Origin of the sequence: Neisseria montereyensis, assembly GCF_024834045.1 — a bacterium.
Lineage (GTDB): Bacteria > Pseudomonadota > Gammaproteobacteria > Burkholderiales > Neisseriaceae > Neisseria > Neisseria montereyensis.
Genome location: NZ_JANUXW010000002.1, coordinates 71,432 through 94,521 on the forward strand (window position 1 = coordinate 71,432; position 23,090 = coordinate 94,521).

23 protein-coding genes are annotated in these 23,090 nt (G+C 46.3%); 12 read left to right on the top strand and 11 right to left on the bottom strand.

What is annotated here, in order from left to right:
* The first annotated feature begins 145 nt into the window (after positions 1-145).
* The 3 genes from NXS09_RS02690 to NXS09_RS02700 all read left to right on the top strand — a co-directional run bounded on the left by NXS09_RS02690 (position 146) and on the right by NXS09_RS02700 (position 3,454).
* Positions 146-541, top strand: coding sequence for a nuclear transport factor 2 family protein (locus tag NXS09_RS02690; protein ID WP_259291017.1), 396 nt, complete (start codon positions 146-148; stop codon positions 539-541).
* A gap of 125 nt (positions 542-666) precedes the next feature.
* Positions 667-1,695 carry a YeiH family protein gene (locus NXS09_RS02695; RefSeq protein WP_259291018.1) on the top strand — a complete coding sequence of 343 codons (1,029 nt, stop codon included), beginning with the start codon at positions 667-669 and terminating at the stop codon, positions 1,693-1,695.
* A gap of 223 nt (positions 1,696-1,918) precedes the next feature.
* Entirely contained in the window at positions 1,919-3,454 is a 1,536-nt protein-coding gene (locus NXS09_RS02700) for a phospholipase D family protein (RefSeq protein WP_259291019.1), read from the top strand.
* Between the two features lie 105 nt (positions 3,455-3,559).
* On the opposite strand, the gene NXS09_RS02705 is transcribed toward NXS09_RS02700, so the two are convergent.
* Positions 3,560-4,342, bottom strand: a complete 783-nt coding sequence (locus NXS09_RS02705) for a 1-acylglycerol-3-phosphate O-acyltransferase (RefSeq protein WP_259291020.1) — start codon at positions 4,340-4,342, stop codon at positions 3,560-3,562.
* Positions 4,343-4,622: 280 nt separating this feature from the next.
* A complete protein-coding gene (gene ilvD, locus NXS09_RS02710) occupies positions 4,623-6,485 on the bottom strand; it encodes a dihydroxy-acid dehydratase (protein WP_259291021.1) in 1,863 nt (620 codons plus the stop codon).
* Positions 6,486-7,270: 785 nt separating this feature from the next.
* On the opposite strand from ilvD, the gene NXS09_RS02715 reads away from it, so the two are divergent.
* The 9 genes from NXS09_RS02715 to NXS09_RS02755 all read left to right on the top strand — a co-directional run bounded on the left by NXS09_RS02715 (position 7,271) and on the right by NXS09_RS02755 (position 14,368).
* Positions 7,271-7,534 carry a DUF4212 domain-containing protein gene (locus NXS09_RS02715; protein ID WP_151052611.1) on the top strand — a complete coding sequence of 88 codons (264 nt, stop codon included), beginning with the start codon at positions 7,271-7,273 and terminating at the stop codon, positions 7,532-7,534.
* A 3-nt stretch (positions 7,535-7,537) separates the two neighbouring features.
* Positions 7,538-9,307 (top strand): sodium:solute symporter family protein, encoded by a 1,770-nt coding sequence (locus tag NXS09_RS02720; protein WP_259291022.1) that lies wholly within the window; start codon positions 7,538-7,540, stop codon positions 9,305-9,307.
* Positions 9,308-9,449: 142 nt separating this feature from the next.
* Complete coding sequence (locus NXS09_RS02725; RefSeq protein WP_259291023.1) at positions 9,450-9,941, top strand: hypothetical protein; 492 nt, start codon at positions 9,450-9,452, stop codon at positions 9,939-9,941.
* Between the two features lie 143 nt (positions 9,942-10,084).
* Positions 10,085-11,281, top strand: coding sequence for a PIN domain-containing protein (locus tag NXS09_RS02730; protein ID WP_259291024.1), 1,197 nt, complete (start codon positions 10,085-10,087; stop codon positions 11,279-11,281).
* 33 nt (positions 11,282-11,314) lie between these two features.
* Positions 11,315-12,340 (top strand): tetraacyldisaccharide 4'-kinase, encoded by a 1,026-nt coding sequence (gene lpxK / locus NXS09_RS02735; RefSeq protein ID WP_259291025.1) that lies wholly within the window; start codon positions 11,315-11,317, stop codon positions 12,338-12,340.
* Positions 12,340-12,894, top strand: a complete 555-nt coding sequence (locus tag NXS09_RS02740; protein WP_259291026.1) for a DUF2059 domain-containing protein — start codon at positions 12,340-12,342, stop codon at positions 12,892-12,894. Before lpxK ends, NXS09_RS02740 begins: the two co-directional genes overlap by 1 nt.
* A gap of 5 nt (positions 12,895-12,899) precedes the next feature.
* Positions 12,900-13,082 (top strand): Trm112 family protein, encoded by a 183-nt coding sequence (locus NXS09_RS02745; protein WP_151052601.1) that lies wholly within the window; start codon positions 12,900-12,902, stop codon positions 13,080-13,082.
* On the top strand, positions 13,079-13,852 hold the full coding sequence (gene kdsB, locus NXS09_RS02750) for a 3-deoxy-manno-octulosonate cytidylyltransferase (RefSeq protein ID WP_259291027.1): 774 nt from the start codon (positions 13,079-13,081) through the stop codon (positions 13,850-13,852). The genes NXS09_RS02745 and kdsB overlap by 4 nt, the downstream gene beginning before the upstream one ends.
* A 195-nt stretch (positions 13,853-14,047) precedes the next feature.
* A complete protein-coding gene (locus tag NXS09_RS02755; RefSeq protein ID WP_259291028.1) occupies positions 14,048-14,368 on the top strand; it encodes a rhodanese-like domain-containing protein in 321 nt (106 codons plus the stop codon).
* Between the two features lie 43 nt (positions 14,369-14,411).
* Here NXS09_RS02755 and NXS09_RS10860 read toward each other — a convergent pair whose 3' ends face one another.
* The 9 genes from NXS09_RS10860 to NXS09_RS02795 form a co-directional block, all read right to left on the bottom strand.
* Positions 14,412-14,594, bottom strand: coding sequence for a zf-HC2 domain-containing protein (locus tag NXS09_RS10860; protein WP_491904497.1), 183 nt, complete (start codon positions 14,592-14,594; stop codon positions 14,412-14,414).
* Positions 14,595-14,621: 27 nt separating this feature from the next.
* A complete protein-coding gene (locus NXS09_RS02760) occupies positions 14,622-15,197 on the bottom strand; it encodes a sigma-70 family RNA polymerase sigma factor (RefSeq protein WP_259291029.1) in 576 nt (191 codons plus the stop codon).
* A 62-nt stretch (positions 15,198-15,259) separates the two neighbouring features.
* Positions 15,260-16,018 (bottom strand): HvfC family RiPP maturation protein, encoded by a 759-nt coding sequence (locus NXS09_RS02765; RefSeq protein ID WP_259291030.1) that lies wholly within the window; start codon positions 16,016-16,018, stop codon positions 15,260-15,262.
* Positions 16,005-16,856, bottom strand: a complete 852-nt coding sequence (locus NXS09_RS02770; protein WP_259291312.1) for an HvfB family MNIO-type RiPP peptide maturase — start codon at positions 16,854-16,856, stop codon at positions 16,005-16,007. Before NXS09_RS02770 ends, NXS09_RS02765 begins: the two co-directional genes overlap by 14 nt.
* 151 nt (positions 16,857-17,007) lie before the next feature.
* Positions 17,008-17,298 carry an HvfA family oxazolone/thioamide-modified RiPP metallophore gene (locus tag NXS09_RS02775; RefSeq protein WP_259291031.1) on the bottom strand — a complete coding sequence of 97 codons (291 nt, stop codon included), beginning with the start codon at positions 17,296-17,298 and terminating at the stop codon, positions 17,008-17,010.
* A gap of 86 nt (positions 17,299-17,384) precedes the next feature.
* Entirely contained in the window at positions 17,385-17,672 is a 288-nt protein-coding gene (locus NXS09_RS02780) for an HvfA family oxazolone/thioamide-modified RiPP metallophore (protein WP_259291032.1), read from the bottom strand.
* Between the two features lie 74 nt (positions 17,673-17,746).
* Positions 17,747-18,217, bottom strand: coding sequence for an HvfX family Cu-binding RiPP maturation protein (locus NXS09_RS02785; RefSeq protein WP_259291033.1), 471 nt, complete (start codon positions 18,215-18,217; stop codon positions 17,747-17,749).
* 247 nt (positions 18,218-18,464) lie between these two features.
* Positions 18,465-19,889 (bottom strand): efflux transporter outer membrane subunit, encoded by a 1,425-nt coding sequence (locus NXS09_RS02790; RefSeq protein WP_259291034.1) that lies wholly within the window; start codon positions 19,887-19,889, stop codon positions 18,465-18,467.
* A gap of 2 nt (positions 19,890-19,891) precedes the next feature.
* On the bottom strand, positions 19,892-23,089 hold the full coding sequence (locus NXS09_RS02795) for an efflux RND transporter permease subunit (RefSeq protein ID WP_259291035.1): 3,198 nt from the start codon (positions 23,087-23,089) through the stop codon (positions 19,892-19,894).
* Position 23,090: the final 1 nt, after the last annotated feature.

A 23,090-nucleotide genomic window follows, 5' to 3' on the forward strand; every position in this document is an offset into this window, starting at 1 on the left:
AGTCTGTTTTGGGGTATTGTGTATTGATATTGTCGGCAAATACAATGTTTTGAAAAACAGAACAATCTTTGTGGTAATTTAGAATGATAATAACGGCTATACGTTATTTGAGTGTTACGATTAGATATAAAAGGAAAGGATAAATATGGAATCGGCTAAAGATTGGGCGGCGATGGCCCGTGAAGCAGAGCAAAAAAGAATAGACTATATGGTTGCGGGGCAATTTGAAAAGTTTGCGGCGATGTGTAGCCCCAATCTACGTTATGTACATAGCGGCGGATCGGTAGACGGGTTGTCTTCTTTTATGGAAAAGGTGCAGTCCGGCCTTTATGATTATCAGCGGATTGATTTTCCGATTCATGAAGTCCGTGTTTTGGGCGGTTGCGTGTTGGTATTCGCCGAGTTTAATGCGGATGTTTTGGTTGGCGGCCAATTAAAAAAACTGGACAATCATGCCGTATCGGTATGGGAAATAGATGGTGAGGATTTGAAGTTTGCGTTTTATCAGGCAACGCCGAAGGCGAAGCAGGAGGGTAAGTAAAACGGTAACGGTATTATAGTGGGAAAGGCCGTCTGAAAATAAATAATTCAGACGGCCTTTTGTTATGTGAGTTATTATATAAAGTATTTGATGCTATTGTCGGTAAAGAATAAAGGAGGAATGTCGTGTCGTCCCGCTTTTTATGGTTAGGCCAGTTGCTGCCGCTATTGGGCGTTTCTATTATCTGTATATGGTTGTCGGATTTGGCGATATTTTCCGCATGGGGCATTAGTCCTCTTACGTTGGCTATTGTGATAGGTATTGTAGCGGGTAATACTTTGTTTGCACGGTTTCCTGAGTTGTGGTTGGAGGGGATTGCTTTCAGTAAAGGGCATTTGCTGCGGATCGGCATTATGTTGTACGGCTTCAAGCTGACATTGGCTCAAGTGGCTTATGTGGGTTGGCCGGCATTTTTTACCGATGTGGTGATTGTGGCGGTAACGATGGTGTTGGCAGTGAAGTTGGGGCGGCGTTTTCATGTGAATGATAAAACGGCGGCATTGGTGGGCGCCGGCAGTGCGGTGTGCGGTGCGGCGGCGGTGTTGGCGGCGCAACCGGTATTGAAAGCGCAAGACCATGATGTCGGAGTGGCGGTGGCGACGGTGGTGGTGTTCGGTACGCTGGCGATGTTTGTTTATCCGTTGTTGGCGGTTTGGATTCTACCGTCCGATGCTTCTTCGGGCGCATGGTTTGCTTGGGGGATTTATACCGGATCAAGTGTGCATGAAGTGGCCCAAGTGGCGGCGGCCGGTGCGGCGGTGAATGATACGGTGGCCGATGTGGCGGTGATTACCAAAATGATTCGGGTGATGCTGCTGGCGCCGTTGTTGATGGCGTTATCTTGGTTGGTGGCTGGCAAAAACGGGCAAAACAGTGGTAGGCGGCAGATTGCCATACCGTGGTTCGTACCGGCTTTTTTGGCGATGGTGGCGGTGAATAGTGTGATTGAGTTACCGTCGTCTTTACATTCGGCCATATTAAATATAGATACCTTGTTGTTGACTATGGCGATGTTGGCGTTGGGATTGACTACGCGTTGGGAGGCTGTGCGGGCGGCCGGTATCCGGCCATTGATATTGGCAGGCATTCTGGCGGTATGGCTGATGATTGGCGGTGGGGTGTTGTCTTGCGCGGGGTATTGGTTGTTTCGATAATTAAGCCGGTTGCTTTTTTATGTTCATAATATGGCGGTAGGGTGTTTCAGACGGCCGGATACCGATAATATGCCTTTAATGTCATATTTATGACAAGTTAATATGAAAATACGGTTACAATATAGCCGATTCGTACGATTTTCAGACGGCCTGTCTCTTGAAAAAATGGTGTTTATGTGTTTTATTTTGGAGGGAGGCCGTCTGAAACGTGATATATAACTATATGAAACCAATCTATCTTATTTGCCTGATGTTTTCATTTTTACTGAGTGGCTGTTTGAGTTTGCCTTCGTTGGAAAACCGGACAGTCAGCACTTATTTGGACATACCGCCTTCTTCGAAGTTGGTTGATACACTGAAGCCTTTATCTCCTGAGAAAGACGGGTTGGAAGCCGGTATGTCCGGCATATATATGCTGGATGATGCACATGATGCTTTTGTTGCACGGGCAACATTGATTGATTCGGCCGAATATACGTTGGATTTACAATATTATATTTGGCATAACGATGTATCGGGCAAAATCCTGTTTAATATGCTTCACCGTGCCGCAGAGCGCGGTGTACGCGTTCGCCTGCTGTTAGACGACAATAATACCAACGGTTTGGATAATGTATTGGCAGCGCTCGACAGCCATCCCAATATCGAAGTGCGCCTGTTTAATCCGTTTCTTAACCGCTACTGGCGTTCGCTCGGTTATCTAGCTGATTTTTCAAGATTAAACCGCCGTATGCATAATAAATCGTTAACGGCTGATAATCAGGCAACGATTTTGGGCGGGCGCAATATCGGTGACGAATATTTCAATATCAGTACCGATACATCGTTTTCCGATTTGGATATTCTCGCCACCGGAAGCGTGGTGACGGAAGTTTCCCAAGATTTCGACCGCTATTGGGCAAGCGATTCGGCTTATCCGTTCGACCGTATTGTACGTCACGGCAATGTGGATAAGGGCTTTGCTGAATTGGTGATTGACGATAATGAGAAAAATACCGTATTGGCACGTTATTATAACGACTTGGAAGACTCTAAGCTGTTTAAAGCCATCAACAATAAGCAGGTGGACTGGCGGTATGTGAAAGCCACATTGGTGAGCGATGATCCGGCTAAAGCACTCGGTCGGGCACGCGATAAGCCGCAAATCAGTGAAAAACTAGATGAGGCGCTCGGCTCGCCCGAACGGGAAATTTATCTGGTTTCACCTTATTTTGTGCCGACCAAAGAGGGCACGCAGGCGATGGCCGAGTTGGTTGAAGAGGGGGTGGGGATAACCGTGTTAACCAATTCATTGCAGGCCACCGATGTTGCCGCCGTGCATTCGGGATATGCCCGTTATCGCAAACCGCTGATTCGCGCGGGCGTGAATTTATATGAATTGAAAGCCAACCATGCCGTGCCGAGAAGTAGAGACCGCGGTTTAACGGGTAATTCGTCTACCAGCCTGCATGCCAAAACATTTATTGTGGATAAGCAGCGTGTTTTTGTCGGCTCGTTCAATCTCGATCCGCGTTCGGCACGGTTAAATACCGAGATGGGGGTGGTGATTGAAAGTCCCGCTTTGGCGGAAACCATGCAACAGAGTTTGGAAAGAACCACACCGCAATATGCTTATAAAGTGACGATGGATAAACACCATAAACTGCAATGGCAGGATCCGGAAGACGGGGAAGTTTCTAATAAAGAACCTGAAGCAGGCTTTTGGAAGCGGTTAACGGTGAAGATTTTATCGGTATTGCCGATAGAAAAATTGTTGTAGATATTTTCATTAAAGATATTGGTTTTAATATGTTTTTAATATAAAAGAAGCCGTCTGAAACTTTTCAGACGGCTTCTTTATGTCGGATGATATCTATCAGGGTTTTTAAACCATGTCATTATTATCGGCATCTTCGCCAACTTTTTCCCGCACATAGGCTTCGGCCATTTCTTTGAGTTGGAAACGGTCGATATCCGGATGTTCGTGCGGATATATCGGTTTGGCAAAGTCCACCCGTATATGAAGCTGCGGCATGGAAACGACGCGCCAGAGTGATTTGATTAAGCTGGTATTGGCATAAGAAGGCAGTTGGGTACGGCGGCCTTCATGATCGTAATAACGCAGGGCGACGGTTTGAACCGGTGCGTTGCTGTCGATGGCAGATTGAAACAGCGCCGCTTTAAACGGCAGGGTATCTAAGCCGGGTGATGTACGCGCTTCCGGAAAAAAGCTGACATTCAGCCCGTTTCTTAAAGCTTCGGAAATGGCTTGATTAATCGGTTCGACATCTTTACGCGAATTGCGGTTAATAAATACCGTACCGGCATTACGCCCCATTTTACCCAATACCGGCCAATTGCTGATTTCCTGTTTCGAGATAAAGCTGCTTGGCAACAATGCGCTCATGGCAAAAATATCCAGCCATGAAACATGGTTGGAAACCAATAGTGTGCCGCTGATTTGAAAATGTTCCGGCGGTGTGGATACGTTGAGTTTGGCACCTACGGCCTGTAAGGCGGTGGTGCCTAAGGTAATCAGTGCCTGATTGCGTTCTTCGTCATGGGTACCGTCGATTTTGTTTAGGTTTCGGCCTGTTTGAAACAGCCAGACCACTAGTTTGCCCAAGCGTATCAGGCGTGTGGAAAAAGGGGCTTTTTGTCGGGACATATATTTTTCATTTTTTAAGTCGGTTGTGGATTATAACAAGCGGACTGATTTCTAGCGAATGGCGGAATAATCCGAAAGTTATATCAGATGCTGATGACTGTTTGTGTATGAAACTGTTGTGCGGGCTTGAATTGGCGTGGATAAGTTGATGGTCGATATTGTTTATTTGATGAACAAGGCCGTCTGAAAGGATGGAAACCTTCGGTATTTGAATAAACAGGGGTGGGGATGAACCGCCCCTGTTGTCGGTTTGCTTTCAGATTAGGCTTTCAGTTCGGCTTTACTTTCGTTCTAGCTGCGATACATCACGAACGGCACCGGTGTCGGCTGAAGTGGTCATGGCGGCATAAGCGCGCAATGCTTTAGAAACCACCCGATCGCGGCTTTCCGGCTTCCATGCTTTGGCACCGCGGCTGTTCATTTCGTCACGGCGTTGCGCCAGTTCTTCATCGCTCACGGCCAAACGGATGCTGCGGTTCGGAATGTCAATTTCAATGGTATCGCCCTCGCGTACCAAACCGATGGCGCCGCCTTCGGCGGCTTCGGGAGAAACGTGACCGATACTCAGGCCGGATGTGCCGCCGGAGAAGCGTCCGTCTGTTAAGAGGGCGCAGGCTTTGCCTAAACCTTTGGATTTCAAATAAGAAGTGGGATACAGCATTTCCTGCATGCCCGGCCCGCCTTTGGGGCCTTCGTAGCGGATAATCACGATATCGCCGGCCTCGATTTGATTGCCCAAAATGCCTTCAACCGAGCTTTCTTGGCTTTCAAACACACGGGCGCGGCCGCTAAAGGTAAGAATACTGTCGTCCACACCGGCGGTTTTTACCACGCAGCCGCGCTCGGCAATATTACCGAACAATATTGCCAAGCCGCCGTCTTGCGAATAGGCATGGGCTTTGTCGCGGATACAGCCGTTTTCACGGTCTAAATCCAGGCTCGGCCATTGGCGGTTTTGTGAGAATGCTTCGGTGGTACGGATACCGCCCGGTGCGGCTTTATAGCGTTCTCTTGCTTTTTCGTTGGCCTCGTTCATTACATCCCATTTATTCAGGGCGTCGGCCAGTGTTTTTTCGTGAACGGTGGAAACATCGGTGTTCAGGCAGCCGGCACGGTTTAATTCGGCCAGAATGCCCATCACGCCGCCGGCGCGGTGTACATCTTCCATATGGTATTTTTGCGTTGCCGGCGCGACTTTACACAAACAGGGCACATGGCGGCTGATGCGGTCGATATCGGCCATTTTGAAATCCACCTCGGCTTCACTGGCCGCGGCAAGCAGATGCAATACGGTATTGGTTGAGCCGCCCATGGCGACATCAAGGCTCATGGCATTTTCAAAAGCGGCTTTGGTGGCAATGCTGCGCGGTAATACCGAAGCATCGTCTTGTTCGTAGTAGCGTTTGGTAATCTCAACAATCAGACGGCCTGCTTCTAAAAACAGCTCTTTGCGGCCGGCATGAGTCGCCAGCAGCGAACCGTTACCCGGCAGGGATAAACCAAGTGCTTCGGTGAGACAGTTCATTGAGTTGGCGGTAAACATACCGGAGCACGAACCGCAGGTAGGGCAGGCGGAGCGTTCGACAGCGGCAACGGCTTCATCGGAAACCTGATCATTGGCGGCATCTACCATGGCATCGACTAAGTCGAGCTTGCGTTCGTCGGTAATATTGGCTACGCCGATTACCTTACCGGCTTCCATCGGGCCGCCTGAAACGAATACGGTCGGAATATTCAAGCGCATAGCCGCCATCAGCATGCCCGGAGTGATTTTGTCGCAGTTGGAAATACATACCAACGCATCGGCGCAGTGGGCATTCACCATATATTCCACCGAATCGGCAATCAGATCGCGGCTCGGCAGGCTGTACAACATGCCGCTATGTCCCATGGCAATACCGTCGTCTACGGCAATGGTATTGAATTCTTTGGCCAAACCGCCGGCTTTTTCAATTTCGCGGGCAACCAATTGCCCCATATTGTGCAAATGCACATGGCCGGGTACGAATTGGGTGAATGAGTTGGCAATCGCAATAATCGGTTTGCCGAAATCTTCATCGGATACGCCGGTAGCACGCCATAAAGCGCGTGCGCCGGCCATATTGCGGCCGTGGGTAGAGGTTTTGGAGCGGTAGGCTGGCATGGTGTGTTTCCTTTAGTTAATATCTTTTCAAAATAAAATGCGCCGTAAGCGGTTTATTTCAATATGAGGCCGTCTGAAAATGTGTTCAGACGGCCTAAAACATATATTGAACGCAGTAGTTAAGGCGGTATATGCCCGCCTATAGGGCTGCTGAATTTATGTTGAAAAGGCTTATATCTGTTGGGTTGCGGTTATTTCGGTTGATACCGATATTATCCGGCAGTGGTTCCGGCTGGAACCATCATAAAAATCTCTTTATTTTATACCAATTACAGTCAAAAAAAGAAGCATAACCTTACGCCACTTCATGTTGTTTACACATCATTATTTTATTTTCTTCTTAATGAATTGAATATTTCAGTGTGAGTGAGGCGTAGTTGTATCAATTAATATCATCATTTTTGATAGTAAGTATTGATTTATTTGTGCATTTTATTGGTAGATTGGCGTGTGGTGCCATTCAAATATTTGTTGGCTTCGATAATTTTTTTTTATGGAGTTTGATGCGGTAAACAAGGTGATAACTTTAATAAGTTAATAAATTTAAATATTATTTAATATAAAAATCAATATATTACTTGTTATGATGGCATGATTGTAAAGTAATGTATTGCAATAGATTTCATCTATGTTATTCTGAATGTAGTACTGCGTAATTGTTATTTAATTGTGCGGTTGGATGGAAATAGTGGATTTTATTCAAAGATAATGTTTTTTTAAGATAAAAAACGGCTATTTATAACAATATTTATTAAGCTACATAAGCGACAAAGGAGGATGCAATCATGTCTGCTGATAAACATAATGCGGCTGGTTATTGGAAAGCCAATGTACGGCTTATCCTAACCTGTCTGGTTGTTTGGGCGCTGTGCTCTTATGGCTTTGCCATTTGGTTTAGGCCGTTGCTTGCCGGAATTAAAGTGGGCGGTGCCGATTTGGGATTCTGGTTCGGACAACAAGGGTCGATTTTGACATTCATCGCTATTATTTTCTTCTATTCTTGGCGGATGAATAAGCTGGATGAACAGTTCGGCGTAGATGAGGAGTAAAGCATGAGCCAATTTGTAATTAACTTGATTTTTGTAGGGGCATCATTTGCGCTTTACTTCGGCATTGCCATTTGGGCGCGTGCCGGCTCTACTAAAGAGTTTTATGTTGCCGGCGGCGGTGTGCATCCGGTGTTGAATGGTATGGCAACCGGTGCCGACTGGATGAGTGCGGCATCGTTTATTTCGATGGCCGGCTTATTAGCTATGAACGGATACGGCGCTTCTGCTTATCTGATGGGCTGGACGGGCGGTTATGTATTGCTGGCGTTGTTGCTGGCACCTTATCTGCGTAAGTTCGGTAAGTTTACCGTTCCCGATTTTATCGGCGACCGTTTTTACAGCCGTACTGCACGTTTAGTGGCCGTAGCCTGTTTGATTATTGCTTCAACCACTTATGTTATCGGTCAGATGACAGGTGCGGGCGTGGCATTTTCGCGTTTCTTAGAAGTCAGTAATACGACAGGTTTGTTAATCGCTGCCGTTGTGGTGCTGTTTTATGCCGTTTTGGGTGGTATGAAAGGGATTACCTATACTCAGGTGGCACAATATGTGGTGTTGATTATCGCCTATACCATTCCGGCCGTATTCATTTCTTTCAATATCACCGGCAATCCGCTGCCCGCACTGGGTTTGTTTAGCACGGATACCGCTTCCGGTCTGCCGTTGCTGCAAAAATTGGATATGTTGGTAACGGATTTGGGCTTTAATGCTTATACCGCCGATGTGCCGAATAAATTGAATATGTTCCTATTTACGCTGTCGCTGATGATTGGTACGGCCGGTTTGCCGCATGTGATTATCCGCTTCTTTACCGTGCCTAAAGTATCCGATGCGCGTTCTTCCGCCGGTTGGGCATTGGTGTTTATCGCACTGCTGTATACAACCGCTCCGGCAGTAGGCTCTATGGCTCGTATGAATTTGATAGATACGATTTATCCGAATGGTTCGCAAGCCGAAGCCTTAAGCTACGAAGAGCGCCCGGAATGGATGAAAACTTGGGAAAACACAGGGTTGTTGAAGTTTGAAGATAAAAACGACGACGGCAGAATCCAATACTACAACGATAAATCGGCCGATTTTGATGTTACTGCTGCCGAACGTGGTTGGAAAGGCAACGAATTAACGGTTAACAATGATATTTTGGTATTGGCTAACCCTGAAATTGCCAATCTGCCAAGCTGGGTGATCGGTTTGATTGCTGCAGGTGGTTTGGCTGCCGCACTGTCTACTGCTGCCGGCCTGCTGTTAGCCATTTCTTCGGCCGTATCGCACGACTTGATTAAGAAAACATTAAAACCCGATATTTCTGAAAAAGGCGAATTGATGGCTGCGCGGATATCGATGACGGTTGCTATTGTTGTGGCGACTTGGTTGGGTATTAATCCGCCGGGCTTTGCAGCGCAAGTAGTTGCTCTGGCCTTCGGTATTGCCGCCGCCTCTATTTTCCCGGCTTTGATGATGGGTATTTTCTCGAAACGGATTAATAGTACGGGTGCCATTGCAGGTATGTTGGCCGGTTTGATTTCTACTTGTGTGTATATTTTCCTATACATGGGCTGGTTCTTTATCCCGGGTACCAATACCTTTGAAAATGTAGAAGCCAACTGGTTCTTCGGTATTTCTCCGCTATCATTCGGTGCGGTGGGTGCAATCATTAACTTTGTCGTAGCGTTTATTGTTTCAAGCTCAGGCAAAGCTCCGCCTCAAGACGTACAAGATTTGGTAGAAAGCGTGCGTTATCCGCGCGGTGCCGGTCAGGCAGTAGACCACTAAATCTTTCACATATCGGGCTTCCTTCGGGAAGCCCGATATTTTAAAGCAGTTGGATTGTCATTAGATATGAATCATGCCTTTTGCCGGGCATTTCGTATAATATTTAGGTTGTGCATGGATACAACCTTAGTAAGGAAATTGGATGATTTGGGAATGGATTGCCACAATTTTTGCAGGGCTGGGTGCCGCCGGCATTATGCTCGGCCTGCGTTTTGTTTTTAAAAAAATGCCGAAATGGCTGATACCTGCCGGTGCCGGTGCGGGTATGTTGTTTTTTCAAATATACAGTGAATACACTTGGTACGGGCATACCCGTTCGTTATTGCCGCAAGAAACGGTTGTGATTGCCGAGATTGCCGATACCGCGCCTTATAAACCGTGGACGTATGTGCAGCCGCAAATATTGAAGTTTGTTGCCGTTGATACGGCAAAAACCTTATCGTTTGATAATGTGGTTCAGGCCAATTTATATTTTTTCGAGCGCCGCATGAGTGCCCGTACATGGCCGGTTTTAATCGATTGTGATACACGTTTGCAGGCCAATATTAAAGGCACATCAAACAATGCCCCTGTTGCGGATAAGTGGTATGCCGGCGATTATACGGAAAAAATCGCCGATGCCGTTTGCCGCTAGGGTAAAATGAAGAATATGGAACCATACCCGCCAATCAATCATATTGGCGGGTGTTTCTTTTTAGGAATTTTTATGTAAATATAATATTTTAATTTCTTTGGGTAAATTTTTATTTAATATATTATTAAAGGGGATAATGTATTATGAAACATATATTAATTGATTTTGAAAATATACAGCCAAGCCCTGATCAGCTTTCTGCTTTGAGTCATGAAGACTGTCATATTTGGCTTTTTTTGGGGAAGTTACAACAAAAAACAATATCGTTGGAATTATGTGAAGCATTATGTCAATTTGGTAAGAATATTCATTTTATACGAGTAGCAAGAACTGGAAAAAATGCCTTAGATTTTTATCTTTCTTATTATCTCGGTAAGATTACCGAACAAGATAAGGATGCTTTAATATGTATTTTTTCAAAAGATGGAGGATTTGAAGTTTTAGTAGAACACCTGGAGCAAAACCATCTTTGTCAAGGAATAATACGTCTGGATGATTTAAGTAAATTAGATGTTCAGTTGCAGATAGCGATAGAAGAAAACGATAAAGATAATATCATCATCAATAATGTCATAGAAGAAGTACATTCCGATATTCCGCAATATCAAAATAGCCGGTTTATCGGGATGTGTTTACATAAAGTCGGGCAGTCTTTGTGCAAGAATGAAAAATGGCATTACCCTATATATAATGATTTAATTTCGGAAATTAAAAATAATATTTTAAATGAAGAGTTATATGAGTTTAATGATGATATTAAAAATGAGCTAGTAAATAATATTATAAATAAATTATTGGAAAAAGGATTTATCGAACAAGAATCTGATGGAATATTGTCTTATCATTTCATTTCTCATCAAGCATTATTAGATATACTTATTAATCATGTTGTTCTTTCTCGTGCAAAAACATTAACTGCTTTAAAAAATGTCGTCCGTACAAAGGCCTCTTCTGTGTTTTATGATTTACAAGATGATGAAATAGATACTTTGGTTCTTTATCTTGAACGAAATGAGATATTGAAAATACTGAATAATAAAATTAAATATCCTCCTTTTACAGAGTTGCAAGCAGATTTAAGACTGAAGCAGTCTCAAAATCAACAACTAATTATTATTAATCCAGAAGAAGATATAAAAATTATGCAAACTGTAGGTAAGTTTTTTAATAAACATGCTAAAAATAAACCCAGCACCAAAAAAGCGTTGCTCAATGCTTTTAAATCTTTTTTAAAATTACAGGATAAGCAGGTCGAAACTTTAATTCAGATATTGATTGCTCAAAGTAAGCTAACAGTTGGAGAAACAGGAAAAATCGTTTATAAAAAGCTGTCTTTTTAGCAGCTTATCATATATTAAATAAAGGCCATCTGAATGCCGAAACTCCATCAAATTATCGAACAGCACTGGCAGCGCCCCAATCTGATACTGGGTATATTGCTGTGGCCGTTTTCGCGTTTGTTTCAGGCGGTGGCGGCTGTCCGTCGTAAGCTGTATATGAGCGGCCGTCTGAAAAGCGAACCATTACCGGTGCCTGTGGTGGTGGTCGGGAATATTCACGTCGGCGGGGCGGGGAAAACGCCGGTAGTAGCGGCATTGGTTCGAGGTTTGCAGGCATCCGGGATTCGGGTGGGGGTGATTAGCCGTGGTTACGGGCGTTCGGAAAACGGTGTGCATGTTTTGCATCCGCAAAGTCGGGCGGAAGAAGCGGGCGATGAGCCGTTGATGCTTTATCGCCAAACCGGTGCACCGACGGCGGTCGGCAGCAATCGGGTGGCGGCTGGAAAAGCTTTGTTGGCAGCGCATCCCGATATCGAATTAATCATTGCCGATGACGGTTTACAGCATTATGCCTTACGGCGCGATATGGAAATTGTGGTTTTCCCAGCTGCCGATTCGGATCGAAAGCATTTGGACTTATTGCCAAACGGGGGGCTGAGAGAACCCATGTCGCGCCTGCGTACGGTAGATGCGGTGGTGGTAAGCGGCAGTCGTGGCCATGCTGCGGATTATCGGCATTTGCATACGCATATTTTTTCTAGCCGTTTAGAAATTAAACCGATTTACCGCATCGGGAAACCGGATGAATATTTGGATATAGGCCGTCTGAAACAATTGAAAGTAGCTGCCGTGGCCGGAATCGCAAAGCCGGAGCGTTTTTTTGATACTTTGCGCAGTATGGGCATTGCTTTGGCCGAAACGCGGGCATTGCCCGATCATGCAGCTTTGCGTGTTGCCGACCTGCCTGTTGCCGATGTGGTGGTGATTACCGAGAAAGATGCCGTGAAACTTTCAGACGGCCTACCGCAAAATGTGTGGGTGCTGCCGGTTTGTGCGATAATCGAACCCGATTTGGCGGCATTTGTTGCCCGCCGTTTGAATATGTTTCGGGGAAAATAATGATGAAAAAATTACATTGTCTCGCAGCTATCATATTGGGCATGGCGGTTGCGACTGTTCAGGCCGCACCGGCCAGCCGGGATTCGGTAGAAAAATTATTGCAAATACAAAACTTTGACAGGGCTTTGGATGATCAGTTGAAAACCTTGCCTGCAACGGTTAGGAATGAGTTGCGCTATGCGCCGCTGAAGGAAATACCTGCCGACAAACAGGCGCAGGTGGATGCGGTTTTAGACCGTTATGTGGATGAGTTGGTGGCCTATACCGATAATCCGACAGTCCGCGCTGCAACGCACTACCTTTCCGTACAAAATGTGCAACGTATTTATACGCAGGAAGAGGTGGATGCGTTGATTCAATTTTATAATACGCCGGTAGGCAAAAAAATTGTTGAAAAAATGCCACGCTATATAACGGCCACGATGGTGGTGTCGATGAATACAGTGAAAGACCGAATGATAGATTTCCAGCGACAAAGAAGACGTGCCTTTGAAGGTGAATTGCGTCAGATTCTTTGTGGCGGTGATGATGATTGCCAGCTTAGTAGAAAGTAAAAACCATGGATAAAAAATTTTTAGATATTCTTGTGTGCCCCGTTAGCAAAGGAAAACTGGAATATCACCAAGACAAACAAGAGTTATGGTGCCGCCAAAGCAAATTGGCCTATCCGATTAAAGACGGCATTCCCTATATGTTGGAATCCGAAGCGCGTACATTGAGCGAAGAAGAGTTACACGCATGAGCCAGTTTACCGTATTGATTCCCGCCCGCTTGTCTTCATCACGCCTACCGTCTAAAGCGCTTGCCGATATACATGGTAAGCCGATGGTGGTACGGGTGGCGGAGCAGGCTGCCAAGAGTCGGGCGGAACGTATTATTGTGGCGACCGATCATCCCGATATTCAGACGGCCTGCCGTGATTTCGGCATTGAAACCGTAATGACGGCGGATACGCATGAAAGCGGCACAACCCGCCTGGCTGAAGCCGTGGATATCCTGGGCTTGGCGGAAGACACTGTTATCGTGAACGTTCAGGGTGACGAACCCTTGATTGACCCGGAATTGATTAACCGTACGGCTGCGCTATTGGTGAAAAACCAAGTGCCGATGGCCACTGCGGCACACCCGATTGACGATTGGGATGAATTCCTGAATACCAATTGCGTTAAAGTGGTGTTGAATCGGGAAAGCAATGCCTTGTATTTCAGCCGTGCGCCGATTCCCTATCCGCGTGATGCGATGGCTGCGGATAAAGCCGGAAAACTGCCGGAAAGTCTGCATCCTTTACGCCATATCGGTTTATATGCTTACCGTGCCGGTTTCTTGCGGCAATATGCCGAGATGGATGTTTCCCCGCAGGAAACCGCCGAATCGCTGGAACAACTCCGTGTGTTATGGCATGGTTTTCCCATCGCGGTAGAAATCACGTCAACCGCACCGGCTGCCGGTGTGGATACGCCGGAAGATTTGGCACGGGTGCGGGCGGTATTTGAAAAGATGGCCGGAAAGTAAACGTATTGTGATTTTAAGGCCGTCTGAAAAATATCCGGATAAAACTTGATTAAAAGTGTTGCAGTTCGGACGGCCAAAGTGGTCAAGGCCGTCTGAAAGATTGGCTATTTTAGGCTAGGCTATTGATACCGATAGTAAAGCTTTAGCGATTTTGTATTTGCACGGATTTAATGCCGTGCTTCAGAAAGAGAAAAGATGATTCCACAATTAACGCCGCTTGAATTGCAGCAATGGTTGGCAGAAGGAAAGCCGCTGACCCTGCTGGATGTGCGTACGGATGAAGAAGTGGCGATATGCCGATTGCCGGGATATGTGCATATTCCGATGAATCTGATTCCGCTTCGGCACAACGAGCTGCCAGATGATGTTCCGATTGTGGTGTATTGCCATCACGGTATCCGCAGCTTGAATACGGCTATGTATTTGGCAGAAGCGGGATTCGAATCGCTCTATAACCTTCAGGGCGGTATAGATGCTTGGTCGATACAGGTTGATGATAGTGTGCCGCGCTATTAAATCATCACGGCTTATATGGCTATTTGAGTGATGTGGCAAGATATTATCGTTTGATATTGTCTTGCCATTGTTGCATATTTTCCCGTATGAATATCAGTTGCTTCCGATAACGTCGGCAATGGGGGCATAAAGCCAAATGTATCCATAACGATATATTTTCGGCGAAGGTTAATTTTCTATCCTGTCGTTCCGAGAGTAAGACACAGGCTTCTTTACATTTCAACATTTCTTTTTGTTCCTCGATAGCGTGGTATCAGTCGCTCAGGTCAAACCAACGGTGTTGCAGGCATTTTCTTAAACCGTTGCGGGCGCGGTGCAATATCACATAGCAATTTTCTTTACTGATATCGAAATCGTTGCATATTTCTTCTACGTCCATCCCCATCACTTCGCGCAGGTAAAAAATTTGTGCGGTATCTTCGGGTAAGTCTTGCATACAGTTTTCTAAAGCACGGAAAAACGCTTGCCGGTGTGAAAACTCTTCGGGTGTCGCTCCCCAATGATTCGGGCTGGCCGAGCTCAGCCAATGGTCGTTTTCATCAAAACATTGGTTATATTGAGCATCGATAGCGGCGTTTTCTTCCTGAAGCTCATCCAGGCTGGAAAGATTTTTTCTGCCACGAAAATAATCGGTAATTTTATTTTTTAATATGGTTATTATCCATGTTTTCAAGACGGCATCACCGCGGAACTGCTGGAATTTATCAATGGCAGTGGTGAGTGTGTCTTGAACCATATCTTCGGCAAGAGCGTCGTCTCTCAGCTGGATTTTGGCAAAACGTAAAATATCCGGCCTGAGTGCGATTAGCATCTTTTTAAAGTTTTCCATAGTGCGAATCGTTTTTTCAAAAAGCGGAGCATTTTAAAGGATTGGCAGTTGAAGTGCAGCTGTTATATGCTTTTTTCCTGATTTATTTCAGGAAATAATACACCTGCCTTTATCCAACTATCTATGCTTTCGCGCAACCATATTTCAATATCTTGGCTTTGCCCGCCCGTCATTTCTTGTAGACTTTGTAAAATGTGTTCAAACGTGTCTTTGTGCTGGCTGAAATGTTCCAATAAAAATACATCCGTACCGCTTACTGCACGGTAATAAACTTCGTTATCCCGATTGCGCCAAGTCAGTATGGTACTGGGGGTCGGTTCGATGGCGGTTAGATTGCTGTCGACAAAATTATAATCATAGTGGGTTAATTTGGCTGCGGGCTGCCATGATAATGTGGTGTTGCTATCCCAAAGGCCGTCTGAAATGGGTTGAATGGCTATTTCGGCATGGAGTAGGGCAGTTTCAAAATCCATCATGGCCAATATACCGTCCGGCAGTTTTTCTTCCGATTCGCGGCTGCGGGCATAGTTTAAAAATTGAGCCGGAATATCATTGAAAAACGGCGATTCGGGGCGTGCTTCAATCAGAAAACGGTTTTGTAGGTGTTGCCATAATTCACGGTCGGCCAGCTCGCTGCTGTCGCTGAAGCATAAATCTAAAAAGCTGCGCAGATTGTTGCGAACGAGGCGGGTATATACGGCCAAGCGTTCCGGTTCGATACCTTCGGGTGAGGGCTTGGATGGGTCGCGTACATGGTCGGCCAGCATGGCTTGAAAATCGGCACTGCTGTTTTTTTCAGGCGTTGTTTTATGCGGCTGCATGGCGTTGTTCCTCTGCTTGTTGTTGGATAGCGGCAATGCGGGCAACTTCGGCTTCCAGTTCTTCAAAGGGTGGGAGGTTGCTGTCGCGTTCGAGCAGAGTGGGCACATTGTGCGGCAGCTTGGTGCAGGTATAGGCAAATAAATCCCACACATCGGCGCAAACGGGCTGCCCGTGGGTGTCGATTAATAGATTGGCATGCTCTTCATCATGGCCGGCCATGTGGATATAGTTAACACGGACAATGTCTATACGGTCGATATAATCTTGTGGTTTTACGATACCGTGATTGACGGCATTCACATAAACGTTGTTGATATCCAGATGAATAGCACAATCCGCTTCGCGGGCAACGGCATTGAGAAAATCGACTTCGTCCATTTCGGCTATGGGGCTGTGGGCATAATAGGATGTGTTTTCAACGGCAATACGCTGTTCCAAAATATCTTGCACGGTACGGATGCGCGCGGCGGTATGCTGAACAGACTCTTCGGTAAACGGCAGCGGGAGCAGGTCGTAAACATGGCCGTGATGGCTGCAATAGCTTAAATGTTCTGAAAAGAAACGGATATGGTATTGCTGCATAAAGGCTTTGATTTGTTTTAAAAAATCAATTTGTAGCGGGTCTTGTCCGCCTAGCGAAAGGGATAAGCCGTGACAGGCGATTGGAAAACGTTCGGCAACGGTATCGAATTTCAAGCGGGCCGCACCGCCCATTCTCAGCCAGTTTTCAGGTGCGATTTCGATAAATTTAATCACACCGGTTTCAGGCGTGCGCGCCATAAAATCTGCGGCCATACTGCGTTTATAGCCTAAACCGGCACCGTATAAAGTATTCATCATGATTTTCCTTTTAAGAGAGATAGCGCTGTATCAATCTGCTTATCTGTTTAAACATACTGATAAAGAGCAACCTTATTTTATGAGGGGCCGTCTGAAAGGGTTCGGACGGCCTTTCTCAAAGGTATTTGAAAATATTGGATTTTACGGATTAGCTACCGCATTTGCCCTCGCCACATTTACCTTCGCCGGCTTTAGCGGCTGTTTTTTTGTGGGCACCGGCACCACACTTACCTTCACCGCATTTACCTTCGGCAGATTTCGTAGCAGCTTTTGAAGTGGCGCCACATTTGCCTTCGCCGCATGTACCTTCTTGTACTTTCTTAGCAGCGGCTGTTTTCACTATATGGGTAGCGGCTGGTTTGCTGTCTGCCAGAGCAGATTGAGTGCCTAAAACGGCTAAAGCACCGGCCAATGCAACTAAAGATGATGTTTTTTTCATGATTGATTCCTTAAAGTTTAAGTTTGTTGAGGGGGATGTATTGGAGCCGTCTGAAAAATAGTCTGAAGATTCAGACGCCTAAAATATTATTTACTGCCGCATTTGCCTTCGCCGCATTTGCCTTCGGCAGATTTATTGACGGCTTGTGAAGCAGCACCGCATTTGCCTTCGCCGCACTTACCTTCGGCAGATTTGCTGCCAGCTTGAGAAGCGGCGCCACATTTACCTTCACCGCATTTGCCTTCTTCTGCTTTGGATGTAGATGAGCTGGTAGCAGAAGTGGTTTGGACAGGTTCGCTATGGCTTTGTCCTTGGCAGCCTGCTAATGCCAATAAACCTGCTAAAGCGATGAGGGAAGAAGATGTTTTAGTCATTTAAATACTCCAGACAGTGTTAAAAATAGGTGTTAACAAGTGATTGTTTATTTACATGCCGTTATATTGATAATTCAGACGGCCTGTTCTGAAAGGCGATTGTTTTTCTTGCCAAACAAAACATAATCGAGTGAAAAACGGCCTACGCCTTGCAATACCAGTGGTAACAATGCCACCAAATAAATCAATGCCATTTTGTATCCGTTGTTACAGACGTTGTAGCCGTTGCCGCTGTGTACCGCATACCAGGCAACGCCGGTAATCACCATTAAGATCAGCGCGCCCCAGCGACCAAATAAACCGACAATCAATAGGGCGGGAATAATCAATTCTGCACCCATGGCCACTGTCCAGTTAAAGTCGGCGGAAAACAGATTGAATGGGAAAGGGAATAAATCCTGAATATCGGCAAACCAATTTTGGCCGCTCCATTTTTCTAATCCGGCTTCTAGAAATTCATAGGCAAGGAAAAAACGTAAACCTAATAAAGCGATATCTTTGCCCCAAGTTTCTGAGAATCGGGCCAGATTGTTATTTTTGTTCATAAATCATTCCTGAAAAATTAAGCTTGTACCGAGTAGACGGGGAGGGTGTCGATTTCTTACAGATTTTTTTAGATATATAGGTTTTTATTTTTAATATTTTGATTTATTTGATTATTTTTTTTGTTAAAAATAAACAGGGCGAAATGAGGGATAGATGGAAACCGCATGATTTGTTAGGGTAGAAATAAAAATTAGGCCGTCTGAATATTTCAGACGGCCTATTGTTTGAAATTAAATAATAAAATATTTAAGAAGGGTCTTCAGTGTAGCGTTTCAAACCGCCACCTAATGCTTTATATAAATCCGCCAGATTTTCCAAACGGGTAAGCTCGATATTTAAGAGTGCCGTATCTGCGCCATAGCTATTGCGTTCGGCATCCAGCAGATCCAGTGCGTTGGATACGCCGTGTTGATAACGTAAACGTACCAGCCGTAAAGAATCGGCGAATGCTTGCCGTTGCCTCATGGTTGCATCATAACGCTCATCAAGCTGTTCGCGGGCAACCAGTGCGTCGGAAACATCTCTGAATGCATTTTGAACGGCGGCTTCATAGCGGACAATCTGAATTTGTTTGCGGATATTGGCTAAATCCAAATTAGCCCGGTTGCGTCCCCAATTGAAAATCGGCAGATTGATGGTGGGCATAAACGACCAAGTACGGTTTCTGCCTTCAAATAAGCCGCTTAATTCAGTGGAACCGGTACCGATAGTGCCGGTTAGGCTGATGCTGGGGAAGAATGCGGCGCGAGCCGCACCGATATTGGCATTGGCAGCGCGTAAGTCATATTCGGCGGCGCGGATATCGGGGCGGTTGAGTAAAACTTCCGATGATAAACCGGCAGGCAGCTTGCTGATTTTAAACTGCTCTTCTAGCGATAAACCTTGTGGCAGGTCATTAGGGAGCGGTTGATTAATCAGCATAGATAAAGCATTTTGCGCCTGTTCCCTGCTTTGTACTGCAGCGGCATAATCGGCTTTGGCTGCCTCAATCAAGGCTTCTTGTTGGCGTAGATCAAGTGCGGAAACCACACCTGCCCTATGTTTTAATTGGGTCAGTTCATAGGTTCGTTCGCGCGTTTTGAGTACGTTTTGCGCCAATACCATAGCTTCTTCGGCATGAAGTTGGTTGAAATAGGCTTTGGCCACCGTCGCAATCAGAGTCAGATGGGCGGCATCACGGGCCGCAGCACTGCTGAAATAAGTTTGCTTGGCGGCTTCCGCTTGGCTGCGCACCCTACCGAATAAATCAAGCTCATAAGCGGTAATGCCCAAACCGACACTATAGGATTCCGAAACCATAGCATTGCCACCGCTTAAGTCAGCCGCCCTGCGTCCGCGTTGGCCGTTGCCGCTGGCGTTGATGCCGGGCAATAAGTCGGCACGGGAAATCATATATTGACGGCGTACGGCTTCGGCATTTAAGGCTGCTTCCTGTAAGTCGGTATTATTGTTTAAAGCCAATTCGATTAAACGGTGCAGACGGGGGTCGGCAAAATAATCCTGCCAACCCAATGAGGCCGCCTGAATACCGGTTTCGGGCTGGGTATCGTGCCTGAATGTTTCCGGTACATTAACTTGCGGCTGCTCGTATCTCGGCATCATGGTACAGGCTGAAAGAGCCGTTGCAACCGTTAAAACGCTTAAGGTAGGTTTAAAAGAGAATACAGTCATGTTTAATCCTTATCAGCGTATTCGTTTCCAACCGAATCGGACAAGGCTGCCGCCGTGGCCGGTGTTCCGTTGGATTTATCTTTGAAGAGTTTGCGTATCAGTACATAAAACAGCGGTACGAGGAATACTGCCAAAATGGTACCCACTAACATACCCCATAACACGGTTGTACCGATACCGCGTTGGCTGGCCGAGCTGGCACCCGAAGCAAGATAAAGCGGCACGACACCTAAAATAAAGGCAAACGATGTCATGATAATCGGGCGGAAGCGTAAATGGGCGGCTTCTAAAGCAGCTTCAATCGCATTTTTACCTTGTGCTTGCAGGTCTTTGGCAAACTCAATAATCAAAATCGCATTTTTGGCACTCAAACCGATGACCGTAATCAGGCCGACTTGGAAGTAAATATCGTTCAGATAAGAAGGAGGATTACCAAATAATGCACCTATCAGGTTACGTCCGTTTACGCCCAATACCACACCTAAGAAGCCGAGCGGTACCACCAAAATCACCGCAAAAGGAATCGACCAGCTTTCATATAGTGCGGCCAATACCAAGAACACGGCAATAATCGCAAATGCGTATAAAGTGGTGGTTTGAGAGCTACCTTTGATTTCCTCACGAGATTGTCCGCTCCATTCCAAGCTGTAGCCGTCCATTTCGTCTACCATGCGCTGTACTTCGGCCATCACTTCGCCTGAAGAATAGCCTTCGGCCGCACCGCCACTGATTTGCATGGCAGGATAACCATTAAAGCGGACGCTTTGTTCGATGCCGTTTTGCCACGATACGGTGGCAACGGTAGAAAGCGGAACGGCAATACCCTGACTATTCAGTACGGTTAATGCCAGAATATCGGAAGGCTGCATACGGGCTTGGGCATCGGCCTGTACGATAACACGTTGCAAACGGCCTTTATTGGGGAAGTCGTTGATATAGGATGAACCCAACCCCGTTGCCAATACCGAGCGGATACTTTCAAAGCTGATACCTTGTGCAGCAGCAGCTTCACGGTCGATATCGATTTTTAGTTGCGGTGCGTCTTCCAAGCCGGACGGACGCACGCTGGAAGGATCGAACATCGGATTTTGGCGCATCTTGTCGACAAGCTCGTTGCGTTTGGCCAACAATGCGGCATGCCCGCTGTTATTACGATCTTGCAGATACATTTCAAAGCCGGCGTTGTTACCCAGTTCCATAATGGCAGGCGGGTTTAAGATAATCGTATAACCGTCTCGAACTTCACTCATCAATGCACCGGTCAACTTTCCGGCCAGTGCGGCCGCACTTGTCTCAGGTGTAGTACGTTCCGTCCAATCTTTCAGTGTAATAAATCCCATACCGGTATTTTGTGCCGAGCCTGAAAAGCTGAAGCCGGAAATGCCGATCATACTTTCTACTTCCGGTTGCGCCATAATGACATTGGTGGCTGTGGCTAAAGTGGCATCGGTCCGCTCTTTGGTTGCACCTGAAGGAAGCTGCATAATCATCATCAGGCTGCCTTGGTCTTCATTGGGCAGGAAAGAGGTGGGAATGCGGACAAACAAAAATCCGGCTGCTACAGTTAAGATGACATAGATAATCACCATACGGAAAGACTTATTTAGGATTTTGGCTACCCAACCTTCATAACGGTGTGTGCCGCTTGAGAATTTGCGGTTAAACCAACCGAAGAAGCCTTTTTTCTGCTCGTGATGGCCTTTGGGGATTTGTTTGAGCAAGGTGCCGCACAAGGCCGGGGTGAGTGATAAAGCAAAGAATGCCGAAAATGCAATGGCAATCGCCATCGTTACCGCAAACTGACGGTAAATATTACCGGTGGCACCGCTGAACATGGCCAGTGGGATAAATACCGAAATCAATACGGCGGTAATACCGATAACGGCACCGGAAATTTGGCCCATCGCTTTTTTCGTGGCATCGATAGGGGTAAGCCCTTCTTCAACCATAATCCTTTCGACGTTTTCCACCACCACAATCGCATCATCGACCACAATACCGATCACCAATACCATGGCAAACATGGTCAGCACATTGATCGACATACCTAAATACCAAATGGACGCAAACGAGCCCAATAAGGAAATCGGTACTACAATCGTCGGAATCAGTGTATAGCGGATATTTTGCAGGAAAATATACATCACGATAAACACCAATACGATGGCTTCTATCAGGGTATGAACCACTTTTTCGATGGAAATGCCAACGAATTTGGATGTGTCGTAAGGAGCATCCCATTTCAAATCTTGCGGGAAGAAATGCTCTAATTCGGCCATTTTTTCGCGTACGGCAGCAGCAGTGGCCATGGCATTACCGGTATTGGATAACATCACTGCCATACCTACTGAAGGCTTACCGTTCAAGCGGGTGCTTGCGCCATAGTTTTGGCTACCGAGTTCGATACGGGCGACATCTTTCAAATAGACATTGGCACCATCGGTATTGGAACGCAGGATAATGTTGCCGAATTCTTCCGGTGTGGAAAGTTGGCCTTGCGCCATAATGGTGGCCGTGATGGCTTGTCCGGCAGGTGAGGGGAGGGCGCCGAGACTACCGGCGGAAAGTTGAACGTTTTGTCCGCTTAGTGCGGTAGATATATCGGCAAAAGAAAGGTTGTAGTTTTGTAGTTTTTTCGGGTCGGCCCAAATACGCATCGCCCGTTGCGAACCGAATAAGTTTACATCGCCGACACCTTCGATACGTTGTATTTCGGGGCTGATATTACGTTCTACATAGTCGCCGATTTCTTCCGTATTCATCGTTTCGGATGACATCATTAATACCATCAGAAAGTTGGAGCGTGCTTTGGCAACGGTAATACCGTTTTGCTGTACAGGAGCAGGCAATACCCTTGTGATTTGGGAAAGTTTATTTTGCACATCAACTTGTGCCAGATTTTCATCGGTTTCGGGGGTAAACACCAGTCTGACCGTACCCCTACCATTAGAGGTGGCATTGGTGGTCATATAGTCCAACCCTTCCACGCCATTCATATTGCGTTCGATAACGGCCAATACGCTGTCTTCCATCACTTGAGCGGATGCGCCCGGATAGCTGGCGGAAAGAGTAATGGTTGGTGCGGCAACGGAAGGGTATTGTGAAACCGGCAGATTACGGATGCCGACAATACCGGCAAGAATAACAAATATTGCAATCACCCACGCAAAAATAGGGCGGTCAATAAAAAATTTAGCCATG